Here is a 22551-nt window from a genome sequence, read left to right as displayed (position 1 = left end):
TGGAGCCACCGTGTCGATCACTTCTCCCCATCTTGGCAGCTCGTCGACCTGGACCGACGCACGGCTGCTGTACGCCCTGGAGGAAGTGGTCGAGAAGGAGCTCAACCGGCATCTGCAGGTCGCCAAGGACTGGATGCCGCACGAGTACGTGCCGTGGAGCGACGCCCGCAACTTCCCCGGTCTCTTCGAGGACGGCGAGGCCTGGGAGAAGGGGCAGTCGAAGGTCACCGAGATCGGCCGTATAGCTCTCGTGGTGAACCTGCTCACCGAGGACAACCTGCCCAGCTACCACCACGAGATCGCCTCGCTGTTCGGCCGCGACGGCGCCTGGGGCACCTGGGTGCACCGCTGGACCGCCGAGGAGGGCCGGCACGGCATCGTGATGCGCGACTACCTCCTCGCGTCGCGCGCCGTCGACCCGGACAAGCTCGAAGAGTTCCGCATGGCGCACATGAGCGAGGGCTTCGAGTCGGACAACCGGCACTCGATGCTGCACTCGGTCGCGTACGTCGCCTTCCAGGAGCTCGCCACCCGCATCTCGCACCGCAACACCGGCCACCAGTCCGGCGACCCGGTCTGCGACCGCATGCTGTCGCGCATCGCGACCGACGAGAACCTGCACATGGTCTTCTACCGGAACCTGCTCAAGGCGGCGTTCGAGCTGGCGCCCGACCTGACGATGCAGGCGGTCCGCGACGTCGTCGTCGACTTCCGCATGCCCGGCCACGGCATCCCCGGCTTCGAGCGCGCGGCCGCCCAGATGGCCATCGGTGAGGTCTACAACATGCGGATCCACCACGACGACGTGCTCCAGCCGGTGCTGCGCTTCCTGAAGATCATGGAGATCGACGGGCTGGGCCCGGAGGGCCAGAAGGCGCAGGAGGAGTTGGGTCTCTACATGGGCGGACTGGACGCCGAGGCCCTGAAGTTCGACGAGAAGCTCGCGGCACGCAAGGCGCGGATGGCGGCGCGCGCGGGCGCGTAGCGGAGTCCGGTCCGTACTGCACGCGGGTGCCCCGCCTCGGTCGAGGCGGGGCACCCGCGTTTCTTACGTCTACTCGTGCGCCGTCACCTCGGCCAGGGCCGCGTCGCGCACGTCCGGCACCGGGTGGCGGCGCAGCGCCCTGAGCTGCGCCCGCCAGGGCGCGGGCCAGCCGGTGCGGGCGCCGAGGGCTCCGGTGAGGGCCACGGCGAACAGGCCCTGGGCGTGACCGCCGTGGGCGGCCAGGCGGCGAGCGGCGTCCAACAGCACCCCGGGGTCGCCCTCGTGGGCGTGGCCGCGCAGCCGCGCGTCCACCTCCTGAGCCGTCCGGGAGGCCAGTGCCGGGCGGCCCTCCGTGAGGGCGGCCAGCCGGTCGAGCCGGTCCACGTCGGCGTCCAGGTCCAGGTGGAACGCGGCGATCTCGGCGGCCTGCGGCACGAAGTCGTCGTACTCCGCGAGGAGTTCGCTCGCGGCGAGGGCGGCCGGGCGGACGGTGCCCGGAGCCGATCGGGCGTGGAGGGCGAGCCGGACGACGAGGTCCTGGACGCGTCGGCGGGCGGGGCGGTCGCGGCGCTCCCCGGCGTCGGCCGACGCGTCCCGGGCAGGCGGGGTCACCGACCCCTCCGCCGTCTCCCCCGCCGCAGCCCCCTCCCCCGCGGCCACGGTCGCGTCCGCGATCCCGGCCTCCGCGTCCGCCAGCTTCCGCAGCGCCCGGCGCAGTCCCTCGGCGCCCCGGGCCGAGCCCGCCGCGGCCGTCACCAGACCGTTCGCCGCGGCGGCCCAGGTCGCCCGTTCCGACAGGTCGGCGGTCGCGTCGGCGAGTACCGTCGGGGCGTCCGGTGACCACGGTGCCCAGCGGGCCAGCGCCTCGAAGGCCGGGGCCGCCGTCTCGGGGTCGTCGGTGTCGCAGACGTCGCGGACCAGTCGTGCGTAACGCTCCCGGCGGGGCTCGGCGAGGTCCAGCGGCGTCACGCGCAGGACAGCCGAGCGGAGCACGGGTTCCGCGCGCGCGGCGTCGGCCAGCAGCCCCCGCACCGGCTCCTCGGAGAGCAGCGGTCCCGCGAAGGCCACGCAGGCGGCACGTACGTCGATGTGGGTGCCGGGCCTCGCGTACACCTCGCTGAGCAGCTCCGCGGCCCGCGGCACCGGCAGCCGCGCGGCGGCCAGGCGTGCCGCCTCCTTACGGCTGGTCACCTTGACGTCCGGGGCGAACAGCAGGGCGCGGAGTCGCTCGGCGAGGAGGGACGGCGGGACGTACCGGGACGCCTGCGTGGCCGCGTACACGGCCACCCGTGCCCGGTCGCCGCCCGCGTGGGCCAGCAGGTCGTCCAACGCGTCGGCGCGCCGGTCGGTACGGGCGAGCGCGGCGAGCGCCGCCTCGGCGAGGACGACGTCCGCGGAGCCCGTCCAGCGGCGTACGAGGTCGAGGCCGATGCCCGGCACCAACGCGACGCGCTCGACGGCGCCGGCCCGCTCGTACAGCGGCCGCCCCATGTCTTCGGCCTCCGCCGTCAACTGCCGGGCCAGTGCCTGCTGTTGACGCGGCACCCAGCGTCGGACGGAGCTGTCCACGGGTATGGTCCACGACATGCCCTTGGTCAGGAAGCGCCCGTACGGCGGGGTCTCGGCCAGCAGGGGGTCGAGGAGGTCCGTGCGACGGCGGACCACGATCTGCAGGACCGGCCACAGCGCGGCGGCGGACGGCTCCAGCGCGAGGACGCGGGCCACGCGCTCGTCCCGGGTCGCGGGCGGCTCCAGCCACAGGCCGATGGCGTCACTGGCGGTCGCGTCGCCGCCGTAGCGGATGGCCTGCCACAGGAGTTCCTGCAGTTCGGGCATGCCGGCGGCGCGTCGGCCCACGGCGCGGGCGAGGGCGAAGGCGAGTCCGTAGTCGGCCTTCTCGGCGCCCGCCTCGATCCAGGGGCGCAGTGCCTCGTACACCTGGTGCTCCTGGCCGCGCCTCAGGGTGCGGTCGAGGGGGCCGAGGTCCGCGCCGCCGGTGTTTCCGGAGATCCGCACCAGGGTGCGCAGCGCCCAGTTCACCAGCGCGCGCTGTCCGTTCGCCGCGTGCTCGCGCAGAACCGAGACGGCGAACCGGCTCAGGTGGTTCCGGGTGGCGGGCGAGGAGTCGGGGGCCTCCACGGCGTCGACGGCGATCCGGTCCAGGTGCGGCTCGGCGTCCTCGGTGTACAACGCGGGCCGGACGTCGGCCAGTTCACGGAGTGCGGCCGAGCGCACCGGGTCCTGTTCGTTGCGCAGTCGCCTCATCTCCTCCAGGGTGAGGAGGACGGCGGTGGGGTCGGCGGAGCGGGCCGCGTTGCGGATCAGCAGCGGCCAGGCCTCGGCGCGGTCCTCGGCGGCCGGGCGGCGGGTGGCCTCGACCAGTCGGCCGCGGACCTCGGAGACGGGCAGGAAGCACTCGACGCGCAGCAGGTCGTTCCACCGTCCGCCGCGCTCGCGCACGGCGTCGGCCATCGCGCGGGCCTCGTCCGCGACATGGTTGCGGGGCAGCGCTTCGAGCAGGACCACATCGGCCGCCGCCGGTCCCCGGCCTTCGTACACCTCGGTGCAGAACGCGTGCCGCCGGGCGGGCGGGAGTGCCCTCAGCAGCTGCGGGAGGCCTCCGTGCGGCACCAGGGTCCGGGCGTACGCGACGAGTTCGGGCGCGCCGGAGCGGGCCAGCCCGCGCAGCACGATCCTGCTGAGGGAGCGTACTCCCAGGACGCGGGACCAGGCGGGCGTCAGCAGCAGTCGCACCACGCGCGCGGGGTCGGCGGACGCGAACGCGCCCACGTGGTCGCGGAGTTCGTACGGCACGGTCGCGGGCCCACGGTGTTCGAGGAGGCCGAGCACGCGCAGGGGCTCGGTGGGCGCCACCGAGGCCAGGGCGATCGCGTACCGGCGCCACCAGGAGCCGCGCAACGCGCCGGGCAGCGCGTCCAGTTCCCGCTCCGCCACGTCGAGCAGGGTTCCCGCATGCCGTTTGGCGAGGCTGTTCCACCCGGTGACCGCGTGGAACAGTTCGGGCAGCAGCCGGGCGACCGTCCCCGGTGAGCAGGCGGGCAGCAGCCGGGCCGCCTCCGTGTCGCCCCAGTCGCGTCGCAGCCCGTCGACCAGGCGGTCGGCGAGCGCGGTGCGGCGCGCGGTGACGAGGGCGCGCAGCAGCTCGCGGCGCACGGCTTCGGGCGCGTCCGCGAGCGCCGACTCGTAGACGGAGTCGGGCACTTGGAGGCTGTCGGCGACCCGCAGCGCCTGTCCGCGCACGTACGGATCGGGGTCGGCGACGCGCGCGGCGATCCACTCCGTGTCCTGGGCGACGGCCGCGGCCAGCACGGCGATCCCTCGCTCGTAGGGGCCGCGTGCTTCGAGCTCCTCCAGTACCGGCCGCAGAGGACGGTCCATGGTCCGTACGCGCGTGGCGAGTTCGCGTGTGCGGTGCGGGTACGGAAGCGGGTCGAGGACGTTCAGCAGGCCGTCGACCGTCTGCGCTGTGCTGGGCATGCGCTGGATTGTGCCTGCTGGGGCCGAGCGGGCGCGCGGAGATTACGGTATGCGCGGTACCGAGTGGGTATGCCCGTCCGGCCCGGCTGGGCCGTCGGCGCGGGTCGTCGGCGCGGGGATCGCTCAGCGTGGGGGTCGCTCAGCGTGGGTCGGTGCGCCTGATGTGGAGCCGTTCCCGTTCGGAGAGGCCGCCCCAGACGCCGAAGCGCTCGTCGTTGGCCAGCGCGTATTCGAGACAGGCGGAGCGCATCTCGCACATGCCGCAGATGAGCTTCGCCTCCCGCACCGAGCTGCCGGGTTCGGGAAAGAAGAAGTCGGCCCCCGTCTGTGCGCACAGCGCCTGTGCCTGCCAGTTCAGGTCCGGCGGGGTCGATGTGTCGGTGTGCATGGTCGAGATGCTGCCGGGCGGCGAAAAACGTTCGATCAACGCCGGATCAACGACACGTTCCACACGGCGCGGCCGCTCCGGTGCCACCTCTGCCGGCACCCGATGGTGGACCGGCGGACCGGTCGGACGCACGGCGGCGCGCGGACCGCCGCGCACACGTTTCCCCCTCCTCCTCTTCCTCCTCCGATTACCGACCGTGATGGGGTGTGGTCGCAGAGGCAGCGTCCCGGCAGCGATTGTCAGTGGGCGGTGCGAGACTCGGCAGTGCAGGCAACTGGACCTCTCGAAGGAGAGCACGGATGCTCACCACCCGCTATGTCACCGGCGCCCCGAACTGGCTCGATCTCGGTACTCCCGACATCGACGGCGCCTCGTCCTTCTACGGCGGACTCTTCGGCTGGCAGTTCCGGCCGGGCCCGCCCGAGGCCGGCGGCTACGGCTTCTTCCAGCTCGACGGGAAGACCGCGGCGGGGGGTATGCGGACCGCTCCGGAGCAGGGCCCGCCGTCCTGGACGGTGTACTTCCAGACGCCGGACGCGGACGCCACGGCGAAGGCGGCCGAGCAGGCGCACGGCACGGTGCTCATGCGGCCCATGGACGTGCTGGACGAGGGCCGCATGGCGATCCTCGCCGACCGGGCCGGCGTGTCCTTCGGTATCTGGCAGCCCGCGGCCACCAAGGGCCTGGACGTCGTGCGGGACCAGGGCTCGCTGTGCTGGCTGGAGCTGTACACGCCGGACCTTCCCGCGGCCGCCGGGTTCTACAACACCGTGCTGGGCTGGGAGACCTCGGCGGTCACGTTCCCCGGAGGCGCGTACACCACGGTCCACCCGGCGGGCACCGAGATGGACGCCATGTTCGGCGGCATCGTCCCGCTGGAGGACGACCCGACCGAGGCGGAGACCGGGCGCTGGCTGCCGTACTTCGAGGTCCCGGACACGGACGCCACGGTCACCAGGGCGCGTGAGCTGGGCGGCACCGTCCGCCTCCCGGCGACCGACCTGAAGGACGTCGGCCGCATCGCGGAACTCGCCGACCCGTACGGAGCGCGGTTCGCGGTGATCAAGAGCGTGCCGCGGCAGAGCTGAGGTCCGGCGGTCGGGCGGACCGGCGGCCAGGCGGCTCCGGCGCTCCCGAGGCCGGGCGGCGCCGGGCGGCATGCGGCGGCAGGCCGTTGGCGAGCAGCGGTGCCGCGGCAGGCCGGGCGGCGGCAGACCAGCGACGCGAGGCCGGCCGGGCCGCGGCAGACGAGGCGGCGGGGCAGCGGCAGGCCAAGCGGCGGGCGGCCGGGAAGCGGCAGGCGGGGGGCGCAGGCCGTTGGCGGGCGACTGGCGGCCGGGCGGTGAGTTCGTCGCCGGCGTCCCGGCGGAGCGCTCAAACCGAGGCGCGTCGTACCAGCGTGGTCGGCAGGACGACGCCGGCGGGCGGCCGGGCAACGGCAAGCCAGGCGGCGGCAGGCCGGACGGCGGGCGGCCGACGGGCAGCGGCGGGGCGGCGATGGACCAGCCGGCGCGAGACCGACCGGGCTGCGACAGGCCGGGTTGCGGCAGACGAGGCGCGGGGCAGCGGCTGAGCAGGCGGCGGGCGGCGGGCGGCGGGCGGCCGGGCAACGGCAGAGCAGGCGGCGGGTGGCCGGGCAACGGCGGGCGGGGGCAAGGCGTTCGCGGGCGACTGGCGGCCGGGCGGTGAGTTCGTCGCCGACGTGCCGGCGGAGCGCTCAGGCCGAGGCGCGTCGTACCAGCGTGGTCGGCAGGACGACGCCGGCGGGTGTGCTTCCGGTCTCCCGTCCGGCTTCCGTGCCTCTCGGCTCCAGCCCGCCCAGCAGCAGGCGAGCCATCAGCCGGCCCATCTCCTCGATGTCCTGACGGACCGTCGTGAGGGGCGGGTCGGCCTGCTCGGCGACCGGCAGCATGTCGTCGAAGCCGACGACGGCGACATCGCCGGGAACGCGGCGCCCGCGCTCGCGCAGGGCGCGCAGGGCACCCGAGGCGGAGAGGTCGTTGGCGGCGAAGACGGCGTCCAGGTCCGGGCAGCGGTCCAGGAGCTCCCGCATGGCGCGCTCGCCGCCCGCGGGCGTGAAGTCGCCCTCCACGACCAGCCGCGGATCGGCGTCCACCATGACGTCCCGGAACCCTTCGAGCCGGTCGACGGCGGAGGTCTGGTCGAGGGGCCCGGCGATGTGCCCGATCCGGGTGCGGCCGAGCCCGGCGAGGTGCCGTACGGCGTCCCGAGCGCCACCGCGGTTGTCGCTGTCCACGTAGACGATGTCCGGCGTGCCGTCCCCCCAGCCGGGCCGTCCGCCGAACACGGTCGGCACGCCGGCCCCGTGGATCAGCCCGGGCAGCGGGTCGTCGAGGTGCAGCGAGAAGACGAGCGCGCCGTCGACATGCCCGCCGGCGAGGTACCGCCCCACCCGTACGTGATCATCGCGCCCTTCGGTGAGCAGCAGCACGAGCTGGGAGTCGTGCGCGGTCAGCTCCTTGCTGATGCCGCGCAGTTGGAGGGCGAAGAAGGGGTCGGCGAACACTCGGGTCTCGGGCTCGGCGATCACGACGGCGACGGCGTCGTGCCGTCGGGTGACCAGACTCCGGGCCGCCTGGTTCGGCACGTACCCGAGTTCCTCGACGGCCTTGCGCACCCGCTCGACGAGCGGCTCCCGCACGCCCTGGCCCCCGTTCACGACCCGTGACGCGGTCGCCCGCGACACTCCCGCCCGCGCGGCCACGGCCTCCAGCGTGGGACGCGACGCTGCCTCGGTCACTTCGGGACTCTCCTCCAGAGCGGCTGCCGCTCAGGATAGCCGTGGGCGCCGCCGGTCTGAGAGCGCTCCCCCGCGAGAAACGGCCGGTCACGATCCTGCTTCCCGTTCCCCGCCCCGAACCGGCTCGGCGCTCGGCCAGGCCTTCAGCAGTTCTTCGGCCAGTTTCCCGGGAGCCTCCTCGGCCACATGGTGACCGCTGTCGATGCCCTTGGCCGTCACCTCGCCCGCGACCCATGTCTGCCAGATACCTCTGATGTCCTCGTACAGCAGAGGGAGATCGCTCTTCGTGGCCCACAGCACGAGGGTGGGGCACCGCACCCGTCGTCCGGCCGCCTGGTCCTCGTCGTGCCGGCGGTCGATGCCCAGTCCGGCCCGGTAGTCCTCGCACATGGCGTGAATGGTCCGCGGGTCGCTGAGCGCGAGCTGGAGGTCCTGCCATGACTCCTGGCCCATGTCCTCCGGAGTTGCCCGGTACCACAGGCTGAGATTGTTGTTGATGACGGTTTCCGGTCCAGGACTGGGTTGAGCGCGGAAGAACCAGTGCCACCACCGGGTGGCGAAGTTCGCGTCGCAGCGGGACAGAGCTTCACCGATGGGGACGACGTCCAGCGCGGTGAGGTGGGTGACGGCCGAAGGATGGTCCAGCGCCAGGCGGGTGGCGACATAACCGCCTCTGTCGTGTCCCACCACGTGGAACGTCTCATGGCCCAGACGCCGCATGGGTTCCAGGCAGTCAGCGGCCATACGGCGCTTGGAACAGGGCTCGTGGTCGTCGTCCGTCCGGGGTTTCGAGGACTGGCCGTAGCCGCGGAGATCGGGACAGACGACGGTGTGGGTCTCGGCGAGCCACGGTGCCGGCCGGTGCCCTGTGGTGTGGGTGCGCGGGTGTCCGTGGAGAAGGAGAACGGCGGGTCCTCGCCCTCCGTGACGGACGCGCGGGACGACCTCGCCGAGGTCGAGATTCTCGAATGTGAAATCGGTGAACACGAAGGCCTCAGTTCCCTTGAAACCGTGGCATGAACTCCTGGTCGCCGCGCCACGGCCCTCCCGCACGCTCATGACACACGGCGACCAAGTCCGGTACCAAGCGGTCGCGGCCGCTACCGAAGGCGTCATCCGGTGACACCAGGTGCGGCTCACCCCGGCAGGCAGGGATGATGTGAGGTGTGTCCGCGCGGGGGCATACGGGGAGGAGCAAGCAGGAGAGGACCCCCCGCGGCAGGCGCGCCGACAGTGAGTGGGGCGGCGGCACACGGAGGTCGGAAGTGGCAGGGCTGGAGCGTACGGACATCGTTCGGAAGCGGTCGGTGCCGGCAGTTTCTGCCGACGTCACCAGGGCGCTGGAAGCCATCGGGTCCGGGGCCTACGTCGTGGACGAGCAGGGCTGCATCCTCGCCGTCAACACCCGCGCGGAAAAGCTGCTGGCCCGTTCCGCCGAAGATCTCCTCGGTCATGACGCGCACGATCTGCTGCACCGCGGGCCCCACGGCCAGCCACTGCCCAGGACTCAGTGCGCCATGCGGCAGGCGTTCCACGCCAGACGCACGGCCCAGGCCGACGAGGACTACTTCGCTCGCTCGGACGGCACTCTGCTGACCATCTCCTGGCTGATCACCCCGTACGACATCGGCGATGACGAGAGCCGCACGCTCGTCGTCTTCCACACTCCCGAGCGCCGGCAGGAGACCGGTCCGCGCCTCGAGCCGGCGGGGAGGCCACTGCCGGAGCTCGAGCGGCTGGCCCTGCTGGCCGAGACGACCGCGCAGGTGACCTCCACCCTCGACGTCGACGAGGCACTGAGCCGGCTGGTGGCCCTGGTCGCGCCCCGGCTGGCGGACTGGGCCGTCGTCGACCTGATCACCGAGCGGGACGAGGTGTGGCGCACCGTCGTGGTCCACGCCGACGGCGACACCGCGGCACGCCACGAGGACCTGCAGGGCCCGATGCCACCAGTCCCCCAGGAATCCTCCATGCCCCTGTCCAGGGCCCTGCGCGGCGTCGCCTCCACCCTGGCCGGCCCGCAGACCTACCAGCGGGCACCGGATTCCGGCATCGCGGTCGAGCAACGCCGTCTGTTCGACATCACCGGGATGCACTCCGCGGCCATCGCGCCCATCCGCAGCACGCGGGAAGTCCTGGGCGCTCTGACGCTGGGGCGGGCCGAGAACCCGGTGGCCTTCACCGCTGCCGATCTCCCCCTGATCGAGGACATCGCGCGCCGTGTCGGCCTGGCCCTGGACAACGCTCGTCTCTACCAGCGCCAGCGCAAGGTCGCCGAGACCATGCAGAACCATCTGCTGCCCCAGATGCCGGGCGTGCCGGGCCTGCAGATGGCCGCCCGCTACCTGCCCGCGCCCGACGCCTCACAGGTCGGCGGCGACTGGTACGACGCCTTCCCCCTGTCCGACGGATCGACCGCCCTGGCCATCGGGGACGTCGTCGGTCACGACCTGGAAGCCGCGGCCGGCATGGCACAGGTGCGCAACATGCTTCGCGCCTACGCCTGGTCCCAGCATGAACTCCCCAGCCGGATCGTCGAGCGGCTCGACGAGGCGATGCAGCACATCACCGACGTCACCATGGCCACCATGATCTTCGCCCGGCTCGAGGAGGCGGACGACGGCCAGTGGCAGCTGTCCTGGACCAATGCGGGCCACCCTCCGCCCCTGCTGATCAGCCGCGATGGTCTGGCGGACTACCTCGACGAGGGCCACGGCATCGTCCTGGGGATAGGGGCCCGTGCCCCGCGCCCGGACGCCACGGCTCTGCTCCCGCCCGGTTCGACGCTGGTGCTGTACACCGACGGCCTCATCGAAGCGCCCGGCGACACCCTCGACGTGGGCCTGGACCGACTGCGCCGGCACGCCGCGGCCCTCGCCCACCGCCCCCTCACCTCCTTCACCGACCAGCTGTTGCGCCGCGTCCGCCCCGCGGGCAACGACGACGACGTCGCCCTCCTGGCCCTGCGCACCCCTGTTCGGGAGGGAGAACCCGGCGCCTCCGGCGACCGGCAGTGAGCGGCGCTTGGTGCCCCCGGTCATGGGACGCGCTCGCCGATACGTTCTCCGTCACCGGCCCGTGGCCACGCCTCCAGCGGGCCGGTGAACGGGTGTCCTGACAGCACGGCCCGGGGGCACGGCGTGGCGGCAGACCCGAGCGACGGCCGCGACAGAGGTCAGCTCTGCTGCTGGTTCTGCTTGAGAAGCCTGTCCGTCATGTCGGCGGTCTGGCTCGCCGGCGGCTTGTCGGCCTCGACGTCTGTGCCGAAGTCCCCGTACTCGATGAGCATGCGCACCTTGGCCTGCTCAGACGCGGCGCCCGTGGTGGAACCGCCCTTGCCCGCGGACCCCTTGACGGTCATGTCGACCTGCTGGCGCCTGATCCGGCCGTCATCGTCGACCCAGAGGTCCATCGGCACGGTGGAGCCCACTTGTCGCTGCAGGGAGGCACCGTTGGGCAGCTTGGTGACGTCCACCGTGACCCGGTACTGGGAGGTGTTGGCACCGTCGATCGTGGTGGTGCCGACCTTCTTGACGTCCTTGTCGGTGATGCCCTTGGCGAACGCGGCCGATTCCGCCGGGTCTCCGAGCCCCTGGTCGGTGCCGCTGCCCCCCTGGGAGGCGACCTTTTTCAGATCGATGCTGATCCACGGCTTGTTCCCGGGCACCCGCTTGGTCTGTCCGGCGGGCAGTTTCTGGTAGAGGACCTGGTCGGCGACACGCTGTTCGATCCTCTGGTCCCCGGCCCGGACCGTCATGTTGCTCTCACCGTCCTGGAAGTCGATGGCGCCCTCCCCGTGGACGGTGACGGATTTCCCCGCCGCCGCAGTCCGCACGCGCATCGTCATCCGCGCGGACTCCGCTTCCTGCGTCTTCTGATACGCCGTACGGACATCCCGCGTCCCCTCCTCCCGGGCGCCGGGACTGCCGGCTCCCTCGGTGGCGCTCGGTTTCCTCCCTTCGGACGCATCGTCCTCCCCACAGCTCGCCAGCGCGACGCACGCGAGCACAACGGCAGCACTCGTCGCCCCTGTCCGGATTCCTCGATTCCTAGCCAGCACCGTGGCCGTCCTCCCGTTCGTGTAAGCGGAATGCAAGCCGCCAAATAACTGACTTACCGTCAGTTACCGGCCGCCCCGACCGATTACCCCTGAAACGGGGAGCAACGCTCTCAAGTCGCAAAAGGCGAAAAACGGTTGGCCGGCAAGTGACGCTGAGGGCGCCGGCACGTCGTGCGGGCAGGCGTCTGCCCGGATCATTCATGACAAGGAGCCACTTCACGACGCTGGGCAACGACGGCGACAGCGACGACGGCGACGGCGACGGCGACGGCAGGAAGTGGTCAGGCTCGCGGGCGATTTGGCTCTGACGCGGTCGGCGATTGCTCGGTGGCCGGCTGACGACTCGGCCACCGGGCGGCGCCGGCGCGTCCACGTCCGCCGCGTGGGCACGAGCAGTCGCAGCCGGCCCGCACTCCCCCAACCACTCGGCGCGCCCCGCACCCGGCCGCTCGACCCAGCGGAGCGCCTAGTGCTCGTGCGGCTCGTACCCCGGGATCGTGCCGTCCGGCTTCTTCACCAGGAACAGGCCCACCATGCCCATGTCGGAGTGGCTCTGGACGTGACAGTGGTACATCCAGGCGCCCGCGCCGACACCCTCGCCGGCGATCACCTGGAAGCCGAAGGAGTCCGCAGGACCCACGATCTTGTTGTCGATGACCTGGCTGGGGTCCTCGGGGCCGGTCAGCGTGCCCGTGCGGTTGTCCGCCCAGCGGTGACCGTGCAGGTGGAACGTGTGGTAGTACTCGCCGTGGGTGATCATCACCCACTCGACCCGATCGCCCACCGTCGCCTCGAAGTTGGGGCCGGAGTGGGCCGGCTTGTTGTTGATGAGCATGTCGTTGAAGACGACCGTGACCGTCTTGTCGGGCAGGACGTCGCCCTTCCTGCGGACGATCACCGGGCCGTAGAGGCCGTTCCGGATGCCGCCCGTTCCGTGTTCCGTGCCCACCACGTGGTCGTGGTAGTGCCAGTACCCCGCGCTGCCCGCCCGCCAGGTGCCGTCCTTGCGGAGGCCGGGGGCATGCGTGCGCCAGGTGTAGGTGCGGGTGCCGCCCGGCTCGACGTCGCTCTTGTTCAACTTCGTGCCGTCGCTGGTGATCTCGTAGTCCATCCCGTGGACGTGCAGGCTCGCCGCCACGTCCATGGTGTTCTCGAACTCGATGTGGAGGGTGTCGCCCTCGTTGAGCTCGATCAGCGGGCCGGGGACCGTCGCCTTGCCCTTCTCCAGGCCGTAGCCCATCTGCCCGCCCGGGAGCTTCTCGGCGTACAGCTTGATGCGCTTCACCTCGCCGCCGGCGGGCGCGGTCTTCACCGTGGCCTCGGCGCTCACGGCTTCCGGGGCTATGGACAACGATGTCGCGACGGCCGCGCCGCCCAGCAGCACCCGCCGGTTGAATCCGCGTCTGTCCATGCGGAACTCCCCACCCTGCAACGGAATTGACGGAGACGTACCTGTGATGAACTTGTGCGAACGGTACCGGCCACGCTCGCGTTTATCCACACTCAGGACAAAGTTCGTTCCATTGCGGTCATAGGTATTGGCGAGCTGTGCAAAAGGGTCTAGCTTCCTTGGCGCTGTTGCTGTGACCGTGGAGGTGCCCATGCACTTACGAGGGTTGAGCACGAGAAGACGGGCCTGTGTGGCGGGCGTGACCGCCGCCATCGTCGCCGCCGGGCTGCTGTCGGGCCCGGCCGCCAGCGCGCGCCCCGCCCCTGAACCACCCCTGACAACGATGTCCATCAAGTCGCCGCCGGGCGGCGCGAACGCGAGAGTGCTGATCTTCTACGGGTCCGCCGCGGCCGGTGAGGAGTCGCCCGTCGTCAACGCGGGCATCGAGGCCATCGAGAAGATCGGTCTCACCGGACCGACCGACCAGCAGTTCAGCGTCGTCGCCACCGACGACGCGTCCGTCTTCACCAACGACACCCGGCTGAGCCGCTTCAACGCCGTCGTGTTCCTGACCGGCGGCGGGGACGTCCTCGACCCGGAGCAGGAGGCCGGCCTGGAGACCTACATGGAGGCGGGCGGCGGTTTCGTCGGCGTCCATGACGCGGCCCGCGCCGAGCCGTACTCGGACTGGTTCACCGGCCTCGTCGGCGCCCGCCCGGCCGCGTCGAGCCCGACCGCCGTGCAGCGGGCGACCGTTGAGGTGGGCGACCGGCGGCATCCGGCGACCAAGGACCTGCCGGTGCAGTGGAAGCGGCCCGACCAGTGGTTCAACTGGGTCAAGAACCCCTCCGGAGACGTGCACACGGTGGCACGGGTGCGTGAGTCGACGTACCAGCCCGGAGCGAGCAAGAACGGCTGGGACCACCCGGTGAGCTGGTGCCGCGACTACGACGGCGGCCGTTCCTTCTACACGGGTATGGGCGGCACCGCCTCCTCCTACGACGAGACCGAGTTCCGTACGCACCTGCGTGGCGCCCTGCTCTGGACGAGCCGCCTGACCCAGGCGGACTGCAAGGCGACGATCAACGCCAACTACAAGGCGGAGCGCCTCACCCAGCCCAACCAGCCGGGGCAGAACGACCAGATCGGCGAGCCGCACGGCCTGGTGACCGCGCCCGACGGACGCGTGCTCTACATCGGCCGGGGCGGCGCCGACTCCTCCCAGCCGGTGATCACGGACTGGAACAACCCGGACATCGGCAAGGGCAAGGGCGAGATCCACGTCTACGACCCGAAGACCAAGAAGGTCACCCTCGCGGGCGCCTTGTCCGTCTTCGGCAACAAGGGCGGCGGGGACGAGCTCATCAAGGTCGAGGAGGGTCTCCTCGGCATCGAGCTGGACCCGCGCTTCGAGCAGAACGGCTGGGTGTACCTGCACTACACCCCGCACTCACGGATCAACCGCGACTCGCGGATGGCCGAGCGCTACGTCTCCCGCTTCACCCTGGACCTCGCCACCAACAAGCTGGACCTCGGCAGCGAGAAGGTGCTGCTGAAGTGGCCGGTACAGATCCACAGCTGCTGTCACGCGGGCGGCGGGATGGCCTGGGACTCCAAGGGCAACCTGTACATCGCGACCGGTGACAACAACTCCAGTGGTTTCAGCGACGGTTACTCCGGCAACAACCCGCAGCCCAACTACAAGGGCGTGTCGTTCGCGGACGCGCGCCGCACCGCCGGCAACACCAACAACCTCAACGGCAAGATCCTGCGCATCCACCCGGAGCCCGACGGCACGTACACGCTGCCCGAGGGCAACCTCTTCACCGGGAAGGAGACCGACGAGGGCGGCGGCAAGACGCGCGGCGAGATCTATGTGATGGGGGTCAGGAACCCCGCCCGTATCTCCGTCGACAAGTCGACCGACACCCTGTACGCGGGCTGGGTCGGCCCGGACGCGAGCCAGCCGTCCACGACCTGGGGCCCGGCGAAGTACGACACGTTCGCCGTCATCACCAAGGCGAGCAACCGGGGCTGGCCGTACTGCATGGGCAACAAGCAGCCCTACCGCGACCGTAACCTGCCCGACCCGACGAAGCCGCTGGGCTGGTACGACTGCGACCACCCCAAGAACGAGTCCCCGAACAACGACGGCCTGGTCAACGTGCCCCCGGTGACCGGCAACAACATCTGGTACTCGCCCCAGGGCGGCGCCCCGGACTTCCCGCGCGACGCGAACGGCATCCCCTCGTACAAGAACGAGGAGGCCACCTACCGGCTGCCGTGGCTCAAGGGCGGCGGGCAGGCCGCGATGAACGGGCCGGTCTACCGCTACGACGCCTCCGTGACCGCCACCGGCCAGTGGCCGGCCTACTGGGACGGCAAGTGGTTCGTGGGCGACTTCTACGACGCCGACCAGCCGCGCAACGCGGTCATCACCGACCCCAGGACGCACGGCGACGGCGGACTGCCGATCCACTCGGAGTCGCTGAAGAAGATCGTGCCGATCGGCAACGACGGCATCAAGAACCTCATGGACTGGAAGTTCGGGCCCGACGGATCGCTGTACGTCCTCGACTACGGCCGCGGCTTCTTCACCTCGGACGCCAAGTCGGCGCTGTGGCGCGTGACGTACACGGGCGGTGGCCCGACCCCGGCAGCCGACCAGCTGGCGAGGAAGGCGGAGTGATGCGCGAGAGACATATGAGACGCAAGAGGCACGTGAGACACCTGATACGTCAAGTCCGGTGGGTGACCGCCCTGTTGGCGTCCCTGCTGATGGTGCTCGGGCTCACCTCGACATCGGCGTCCGGCCGGACGCAGCCCGAGGGTGCCAAGGCCGCCGCCGCCCAGGTGCTGACCTGGACCGCCGGCGACGACATCACCAAGTACGCGTCCGCCCCGCAGACGGCGGTCGCGGGACCGACCACCATCGTCTTCGAGAACAGCGCGGCGACCGGCAACACCATGGGAATGCCGCACACGCTGACGTTCGACGTCTCCGATCCGGAGTACAACAACGACGTCCCGCTGAACATCCTCGCCAACCCCAACGACGCCCAGGGCGGCAAGTACACCGCCGAGGTGAACCTCACCCCGGGCCGCTACCGCTACCACTGCACCATCCCGGGCCACGGCCAGATGCAGGGCATCCTCGTCGTGACCGAGGGCACGGGCGAGGACACGACCCCGCCCGGGACCTCGGCCAAGGTGACCGGGACGCAGAACGCGCAGGGCGCGTACGTCGGTTCGGCGACCGTGGCGGTGAGCGCGACCGACGAGAGCGGCGGCTCCGGAGTCGACCGCGTGGAGTACGCGCTGGGGCTGTCGGGTGACTGGCAGCCGTACACCACGCCGGTCGTGATCGACACGGTCGGTGACCACCACGTCCGCTACCGGGCGTTCGACAAGGCGGGCAACGTCGCGGCCGAGAAGAACGTCGACTTCACCGTCGTCGCGCCGCCGACCGACGACACCACGGCACCGGAGACGTCGGCGACGGTGACCGGTGAGCGGAACACGCAGGGCGAGTACCTGTCCATGGCGACGGTCACCGTCTCCGCGTCCGACACCGGCTCGGGGGTCAACACGATCGAGTACGCGCTCGGCGACTCGGGCGCCTGGCAGCCGTACACGGCGCCGGTGATGGTGCACGAGGTCGGCGCGCACAAGGTGCGGTACCGCGCCACCGACAAGGCGGGCAACGTGTCCGCCGAGAAGAACGTCACGTTCACCGTCGTCACGCCGCCCGTCGAGGACAAGACGGCGCCGGTGACCGGGGTGACCGTCGACGGCACCCGGAACTCCGACGGCGCCTACCTCAAGAGCGCCAAGGTGACGGTGAGCGCGACCGACGAGCACGGCGGCTCGGGTGTGGCGTCGATCGAGTACTCGATCGACGGCGGGCCCTACCTCGCCTACACCGCACCGGTCGTGGTGGACCGCGCGGGCACGCACACGCTCGGGTACCGGGCGAGCGACAAGGCGGGCAACACGTCCCAGCCGCGCACCGTGACCTTCACGGTGGTCTCCGGTGGCGGTGTCCCTGCGCCCAACTGCGCCGAGTGGGACGAGCGGTTGACCGTCATCGTCGGCACGGTCGACTCGGGCGTGCCGAACCGGCTCACCAACAGCCGGTGCCGCATCAACGAGTTGATCGAGGACGAGAAGGAGTGGACGTCCCACGCGCTGTTCCTCAAGCACGTGAACACGGTCCTGGACAAGCTCCTCAAGGAAGGCGTCATCGACGAGCGCGAGTACGACGCCATCCAGGAGGCGGCGCGCGAGTCTGGCATCGGCGGGCCCGGCCAGACCGAGGGCTACCGCACGATCCTCGACGGGACGCAGGACTCCTTCGCCAAGTGGCAGCAGGTGGGTGGCGGTTCCTTCGCCCTGAACGGCGACGGCTCGATCACCTCGGGGAGGACGAAGGACGGGCTCGGCATGCTGTGGTTCCCGGAGCGGAAGTACGGCGACTTCTCGCTGCGCCTGCAGTGGCGTGACGACGCGCCGGGCACGGGCAACGCCAACTCCGGTGTGTTCGTGCGGTTCCCGTGGGTCCACGACCACCCCGAGGAGTCCCGCCCGGAGTGGGTCGCCATCAAGTACGGGCACGAGGTGCAGGTGCTCGACCGGCCCGACGGCGACATGTACAAGACCGGCTCGGTCTACGGCTTCGACCGCGTCGGGCTCGCCGGTGCCGGCGTCACCCAGAAGGGCACCTGGAACGACTACGAGATCCGCGTGGTCGACCAGCACTACTCGGTGTACCGCAACGGCGTGCTGATCAACGAGTTCGACAACACCGGCGGGCAGGAGTTCACCCCGCCGCGTTCGGACGACCCGGGCACGGACGGCCGGCGGTTCGCCTCCGGCTACATCGGGCTCCAGGTGCACGGGACGACGGACGTGGTGTCGTACCGGGACATCCGGATCAAGGAGCTCTAGCCGGTACTCCCGCGCGGCCCGTTGTCAGTGGCGTACGGCATGCTGTTGATCAGTGGCAGCAGCCGTACGCCACTGCGCGACGGGAGGAAAGACGTGTTCACGGGGATCGACGACGTCGACTGGGCGTCGATGGGGCATGCGTACACCGACTCGGCGACGGACGTGCCGGACCTGCTGCGGGATCTGGCCGCGGACGACCCGGCCCGCCGGGAGATCGCGCTGGACGGCATGTACGGGGCGGTGCACCACCAGGGCGACGTGTACGACAGCACGGTCGCCTGCATACCGTTCCTCTTCGAGCTCGTGACCACTCCGGCGGTGGCCGACCGGGGTGCGGTCGTGCACCTGCTGTGCAGCATCGCGGGCGAGCGCGAGCCCGACCCGGAGGAGATCGGCGGCCTCTTCGAGGACGAGGAGGAGGACGCCGCGTTCGTCCAGCCGTTCCTGGACGCCTGGGCGACGGTCCGGGGGCGCGCGGACGTCTTCCTCGAGCTGCTCGACGATCCGGACGCCGAGGTGCGCGCGGCGGCCGCCGGGGCGCTGGCCCATGCACACCCGGATCCGGCCCGTGCCTTCGGCGCGCTGCGGGAGCGGCTGGTCGTCGAGCGGGATCAGGAGGCGGTGGGCGCGCTGGTCGAGGCCATCGGCGGGTTGGGTGCCAGCCATCGGGAGCTGCTGGGGGCCGGGGCGGGCGCGGTGCTGCGGGAGGTGGTGTCCGTCGCCTCCCACCCCGAGCAGCGCCTGGCGGGGCTCGTCCAACTGGCGCGCTGCGAGCCCTTGTCGCTGCCCGAGGACCTGGTGGAGAGCGTTCTGGACGTCATGCGCCTCGCGTGCGAGCACGACGCGCTGGAGGCGTCCGGAGAGGACCGGGAGGACCGGCCGGAGGCGGACCGTGCGGAGGCGGAGCGGCCCCACACGGACACGATGGTGTCGTACCTGCGCGAGCTGGAGGGCGCACACCGCCGGAGCATCGACGCCTCGACGGCCGGCGACCTCCTGGAGGAGCTGCACGGGGCGCTCGGTGATCACACGGCGCCCCGGTTCGAGCTCCTGGCCGGGCAGTTGCAGAGCCCTGACTGGGGCCAGCGCATGGCGGCGGTCGACATGGCGGGCACCCTGCTGACGGGGTGGCGGGCGCCGAACGACCTGCCGGTCGCGCTGCTCGCCCACCAGCTGGTCGAGGACGAACCGCGGCTCTCCCTGCGGGCCCTGACGGAGCTGTGCTATGCGGCTCCGATCGCGGGGGCCGTCGCGGACGTCCTCGCGGTGTGCGTCGAGGAATGGGACGACACCTGGGAGCCGGACGACTGGAAGGGGACCCTCTTCGGCAAGGCGCTGGAGGCGCTGGCGCTCCAAGGAGACGAGCGGGCCGTTCCCGCGCTGGCCGAGGTCCTGGCGCGGGAGGGCACCGTCCCGGAGAACCTGGGCACGTGGGTCGACAGGGTCGGTCCCGAGGCCGCGGCTCCGCTGGGGCCGGAGCTGCACCGCCGGCTCGCGGCACTGCCGTCCGACCGCGGCACCCCCGCGAGGGAGCGGCTGGTCGACGCGCTCGGTGTGCTCTCCCGCGCCGAGTCCCTTCCGCTCCTCGTCGAGATGGTCCAGCCCGACGGCGGGCGCATGCGGGCGGTGCTGCGCGCCCTCGCCCGGTACGGGCCGGCGGCGGCCGAAGCGGCGCCTCGGCTGCGGGAGTTGGCCGCCGCGGCGTCGGAGTCGATCGAGATCCGGCTGGACGTGGCGGAGACTCTGCGGGCGGTGACCGGCGAGGCGGGGCCCCTGCTGCCCCTGGTCCGGGAGGGCCTGGAGTCGGACCGCTGGTACGAGCTGTCCCCGGCTCTGGAGGCCGCGGCGTCGCTGGGCCCGGCCGGGGCACCGCTGGCTCCGCGGCTGCGGGAGCTGCTCGCGGGGCGCGACGCGCACACGGACACGATCGTGGCGCTGTGGAGGACCGCCCAGGACGTGGAAGAGGTGCTGCCGCTGCTGCTCGGCCAGTGGACGGCTCTCCCGAGCACACGGCCGGCCGTCGCCACCTGCCTGATCGAGATGGGTTCGGGGGCCGCTCCGGCCCTTCCGCTCATACGTGAGGAGCTGTCCTCGCCACGGCGTCACACCAACGACCGCCGCGACGGCGACAGTTCCGGGATGAGGATGCGTTACGACGTGGCGGCGGACGAGGGGCTGCTGAGGGACTGCCGTCGGCTGGCGGCCGCGCTCGGGGACTGATCCGGGGCGCCAGTGGCGGTCCGGGCCTCGTCCCGTCCTGGTGACGCTCCTGGGGGGTGTTGCGAAAGCCCCCTAGTCCTTCCGGCCCGGCACCTTCTTCGCCCGGCTCGGCTGGACCCGCTTGGGCTCCCCCGGCATCTTCGGGTACTCCGGCGGGTACGGCAGGTCGCCCAGCCCGTGGTCGTGCTCGTCGCGGGCGGCCAGCTCCAGCAGGGCCTCCAGCGAGAATGCGTGGTCGTCCATGTCGGCGTGCACGTCCCCGTGTTCGGCGAAGCGCGCCGGCATGGTCGCGAGGTCGAAGTCCCGGGGGTGCGCGTCGCCGACCTCGTCCCAGCGCAGGGGTGCCGAGACCGGGGCGTGCGGGCGGGGGCGCACGGAGTAGGCGGAGGCGATCGTACGGTCGCGGGCGGTCTGGTTGTAGTCGACGAAGATCTTGCTCCCGCGCTCCTCCTTCCACCAGGCCGTGGTGACGTGCTCGGGCATCCGGCGTTCCAGCTCCCGGGCGACCGCGATGGCCGCCCGGCGCACCTGGGTGAAGGTCCACTGCGGCTGGATCGGCACGAAGACGTGCAGGCCGCGCCCGCCGGACGTCTTGGGCCAGCCCGTCAGGTCGCCGTACTCATGGAGTACCTCGCGCAGTTCGTGGGCGGCGCGGACGGCGTCGGCGTAGTCGGTGCCGGGCTGCGGGTCGAGGTCGATGCGGAGCTCGTCGGGGCGGTCGACGTCGTCGCGGCGCACCGGCCACGGGTGGAAGGTGAGGGTGCCGAACTGGGCCGCCCACACCACGGCGCCGACCTCGGTGGGGCACATCTCGTCGGCGCTGCGGCCGCTGGGGAAGGCGATGTGGGCGGTGGGGATCCAGTCGGGCATGTTCTTGGGCGCCCTCTTCTGGAAGAACGACTCACCGGTCACGCCCTCCGGGTAGCGCTCCAGAGTGGTCGGGCGTTCCCGCAGGGCGCGGAGGATGCCGGGGCCGACGGCGAGGTAGTAGCGGGCGAGATCCAGCTTCGTGAACCCGCGCTCCGGGAAGAAGACCTTGTCGGGGCTGGACAGCCGTACCGTCCGGCCCGCCACCTCCAGCTCCACCGCATCGCCCATGCGAGCCACGGTAGGCCCGGCCGGCGAACCGCGCATACCGGGCGGCACGCCCCTGATGCTGAATTCCGCCCGCGCACACCGGGCGGAAAGCGATGGATGCTCGCAGAATCGGAGCATGGAGCTCCCTGTGATGCCACCCGTGATGCCGATGCTCGCCAAGTCCGTGGCGAAGATCCCGCCGGGCATGCACTACGAGGCGAAGTGGGACGGTTTCCGCGCGATCGTGTTCCGCGACGGGGACGAGGTGGAGCTGGGAAGCCGCACGGGCAAGACGCTGACCAGGTACTTCCCCGAGCTGGTGGAAGCGCTCAAGGGCAGGGTGCCGGAGCGTTGTGTGCTGGACGGAGAGATCGTGATCGCCCGGGAGGGACGGCTCGACTTCGACGCGCTGACCGAGCGCATCCACCCCGCCGAGTCGCGCGTCCGCATGCTGGCCGGGAAGACCCCCGCGTCGTTCGTCGCCTTCGACCTGCTCGCGCTCGCGGACGAGTCGCTGCTGGACGTGGCTCTCGCCGACCGGCGCGCCCTGCTGGTGGCGGCCCTCGCCGGGGCCACGGCACCCGTCCACGTGGCCCCCGCCACCACGGACATCGAGGTGGCCGGGCACTGGTTCGAGCAGTACGAGGGGGCGGGCCTCGACGGGGTGATCGCCAAGCCGCTCACGCTGACCTACCGGCAGGACGAGCGCGCGATGTTCAAGATCAAGCACGAGCGCACGGCGGACGTGGTGGTCGCCGGCTACCGCCTCCACAAGAGCGGGCCGGTCGTCGGTTCGCTGCTCCTCGGGCTGTACGACGACGGGGGCACCCTCCAGCACGTCGGGGTCTCCGCCGCGTTCCCCATGAAGCGGCGCGCCGAGCTGGTGGAGGAGCTGGAGCCGCTGCGGATGGAGGACGTCGCCGAGCATCCGTGGGCGGCCTGGTCGGACGAGGCCGCCCATGAGACGGCTCGGCTGCCGGGGGCGCCGAGCCGGTGGTCGGCGAAGAAGGACCTGTCGTGGGTGCCGCTCAGTCCCGAGCGGGTGGCGGAGGTGGCGTACGACCACATGGAGAACGGGGTGCGGTTTCGTCATACGGCGCGGTTTCGGCGGTGGCGGCCGGATCGGGTGGCCAGCAGCTGTACGTATGGGCAGCTTGAGGAGCCTGTGCGGTATGACTTGGGGGAGATTCTGCCTGGTTGATGCGGTTGTTCGACTGCCGGTCGT

At 71.6% G+C, this 22551-nt stretch carries 14 protein-coding genes; 7 read left to right on the top strand and 7 right to left on the bottom strand.

Features of this window, described 5'->3' with window-relative positions:
* The first annotated feature begins 10 nt into the window (after positions 1–10).
* Positions 11–985, top strand: a complete 975-nt coding sequence (locus AB0959_RS15130) for an acyl-ACP desaturase (protein ID WP_366826847.1) — start codon at positions 11–13, stop codon at positions 983–985.
* Positions 986–1054: 69 nt separating this feature from the next.
* On the opposite strand, the gene AB0959_RS15125 is transcribed toward AB0959_RS15130, so the two are convergent.
* Together AB0959_RS15125 and AB0959_RS15120 are read right to left on the bottom strand one after the other, a co-directional pair.
* Positions 1055–4483 carry a hypothetical protein gene (locus tag AB0959_RS15125; protein WP_366826846.1) on the bottom strand — a complete coding sequence of 1143 codons (3429 nt, stop codon included), beginning with the start codon at positions 4481–4483 and terminating at the stop codon, positions 1055–1057.
* A 139-nt stretch (positions 4484–4622) separates the two neighbouring features.
* On the bottom strand, positions 4623–4871 hold the full coding sequence (locus AB0959_RS15120; protein WP_366826873.1) for a WhiB family transcriptional regulator: 249 nt from the start codon (positions 4869–4871) through the stop codon (positions 4623–4625).
* 299 nt (positions 4872–5170) lie between these two features.
* Between AB0959_RS15120 and AB0959_RS15115 the strand changes: the two genes are divergently transcribed.
* Entirely contained in the window at positions 5171–5959 is a 789-nt protein-coding gene (locus tag AB0959_RS15115; protein WP_366826845.1) for a VOC family protein, read from the top strand.
* 629 nt (positions 5960–6588) lie between these two features.
* Here AB0959_RS15115 and AB0959_RS15110 read toward each other — a convergent pair.
* On the bottom strand, positions 6589–7632 hold the full coding sequence (locus AB0959_RS15110) for a LacI family DNA-binding transcriptional regulator (protein ID WP_366826844.1): 1044 nt from the start codon (positions 7630–7632) through the stop codon (positions 6589–6591).
* Between the two features lie 87 nt (positions 7633–7719).
* Positions 7720–8619, bottom strand: a complete 900-nt coding sequence (locus AB0959_RS15105; protein WP_366826843.1) for an alpha/beta hydrolase — start codon at positions 8617–8619, stop codon at positions 7720–7722.
* A gap of 278 nt (positions 8620–8897) precedes the next feature.
* Here AB0959_RS15105 and AB0959_RS15100 point away from each other — a divergent pair, with 278 nt between their 5' ends.
* A complete protein-coding gene (locus AB0959_RS15100) occupies positions 8898–10649 on the top strand; it encodes a SpoIIE family protein phosphatase (RefSeq protein WP_366826842.1) in 1752 nt (583 codons plus the stop codon).
* A gap of 158 nt (positions 10650–10807) precedes the next feature.
* Here AB0959_RS15100 and AB0959_RS15095 read toward each other — a convergent pair whose 3' ends face one another.
* Positions 10808–11479 (bottom strand): hypothetical protein, encoded by a 672-nt coding sequence (locus tag AB0959_RS15095; RefSeq protein WP_366826841.1) that lies wholly within the window; start codon positions 11477–11479, stop codon positions 10808–10810.
* A 679-nt stretch (positions 11480–12158) separates the two neighbouring features.
* Positions 12159–13103 carry a multicopper oxidase domain-containing protein gene (locus AB0959_RS15090; RefSeq protein ID WP_366826840.1) on the bottom strand — a complete coding sequence of 315 codons (945 nt, stop codon included), beginning with the start codon at positions 13101–13103 and terminating at the stop codon, positions 12159–12161.
* A gap of 190 nt (positions 13104–13293) precedes the next feature.
* Between AB0959_RS15090 and AB0959_RS15085 the strand changes: the two genes are divergently transcribed.
* The 3 genes from AB0959_RS15085 to AB0959_RS15075 are packed head-to-tail and all read left to right on the top strand — an operon-like array spanning position 13294 to position 20249.
* Positions 13294–15771: a ThuA domain-containing protein gene (locus tag AB0959_RS15085; RefSeq protein ID WP_366826839.1), complete on the top strand. Its 2478-nt coding sequence runs from the start codon at positions 13294–13296 to the stop codon at positions 15769–15771.
* A 14-nt stretch (positions 15772–15785) separates the two neighbouring features.
* Entirely contained in the window at positions 15786–18029 is a 2244-nt protein-coding gene (locus AB0959_RS15080) for a family 16 glycoside hydrolase (RefSeq protein ID WP_366826838.1), read from the top strand.
* 39 nt (positions 18030–18068) lie between these two features.
* Complete coding sequence (locus AB0959_RS15075) at positions 18069–20249, top strand: HEAT repeat domain-containing protein (RefSeq protein ID WP_366826837.1); 2181 nt, start codon at positions 18069–18071, stop codon at positions 20247–20249.
* A gap of 72 nt (positions 20250–20321) precedes the next feature.
* On the opposite strand, the gene ligD is transcribed toward AB0959_RS15075, so the two are convergent.
* Positions 20322–21347, bottom strand: a complete 1026-nt coding sequence (gene ligD / locus AB0959_RS15070; protein ID WP_366826836.1) for a non-homologous end-joining DNA ligase — start codon at positions 21345–21347, stop codon at positions 20322–20324.
* Positions 21348–21462: 115 nt separating this feature from the next.
* On the opposite strand from ligD, the gene AB0959_RS15065 reads away from it, so the two are divergent.
* Complete coding sequence (locus tag AB0959_RS15065) at positions 21463–22527, top strand: ATP-dependent DNA ligase (RefSeq protein ID WP_366826835.1); 1065 nt, start codon at positions 21463–21465, stop codon at positions 22525–22527.
* Positions 22528–22551 lie beyond the last annotated feature (24 nt).

Source organism: Streptomyces sp. NPDC046862 (assembly GCF_040704615.1).
In the GTDB taxonomy this organism is placed as follows: Bacteria; Actinomycetota; Actinomycetes; order Streptomycetales; family Streptomycetaceae; genus Streptomyces.
Note: the sequence above shows the minus strand (reverse complement) of the source record. Positions and strands in the feature narration are given on the sequence as shown.

Bases quoted from the DNA above. Each gene is read 5' to 3' on its own strand.
- AB0959_RS15115 (WP_366826845.1), top strand. From the start codon at position 5,171: ATGCTCACCACCCGCTATGTCACCGGCGCCCCGAACTGGCTCGATCTC.
- AB0959_RS15090 (WP_366826840.1), bottom strand. From the start codon at position 13,103: ATGGACAGACGCGGATTCAACCGGCGGGTGCTGCTGGGCGGCGCGGCC.
- AB0959_RS15075 (WP_366826837.1), top strand. From the start codon at position 18,069: ATGCTGTTGATCAGTGGCAGCAGCCGTACGCCACTGCGCGACGGGAGG.
- AB0959_RS15085 (WP_366826839.1), top strand. From the start codon at position 13,294: ATGCACTTACGAGGGTTGAGCACGAGAAGACGGGCCTGTGTGGCGGGC.
- AB0959_RS15080 (WP_366826838.1), top strand. From the start codon at position 15,786: ATGAGACGCAAGAGGCACGTGAGACACCTGATACGTCAAGTCCGGTGG.
- AB0959_RS15125 (WP_366826846.1), bottom strand. From the start codon at position 4,483: ATGCCCAGCACAGCGCAGACGGTCGACGGCCTGCTGAACGTCCTCGAC.
- ligD (WP_366826836.1), bottom strand. From the start codon at position 21,347: ATGGGCGATGCGGTGGAGCTGGAGGTGGCGGGCCGGACGGTACGGCTG.
- AB0959_RS15095 (WP_366826841.1), bottom strand. From the start codon at position 11,479: ATGACGATGCGCGTGCGGACTGCGGCGGCGGGGAAATCCGTCACCGTC.
- AB0959_RS15120 (WP_366826873.1), bottom strand. From the start codon at position 4,871: ATGCACACCGACACATCGACCCCGCCGGACCTGAACTGGCAGGCACAG.
- AB0959_RS15065 (WP_366826835.1), top strand. From the start codon at position 21,463: ATGGAGCTCCCTGTGATGCCACCCGTGATGCCGATGCTCGCCAAGTCC.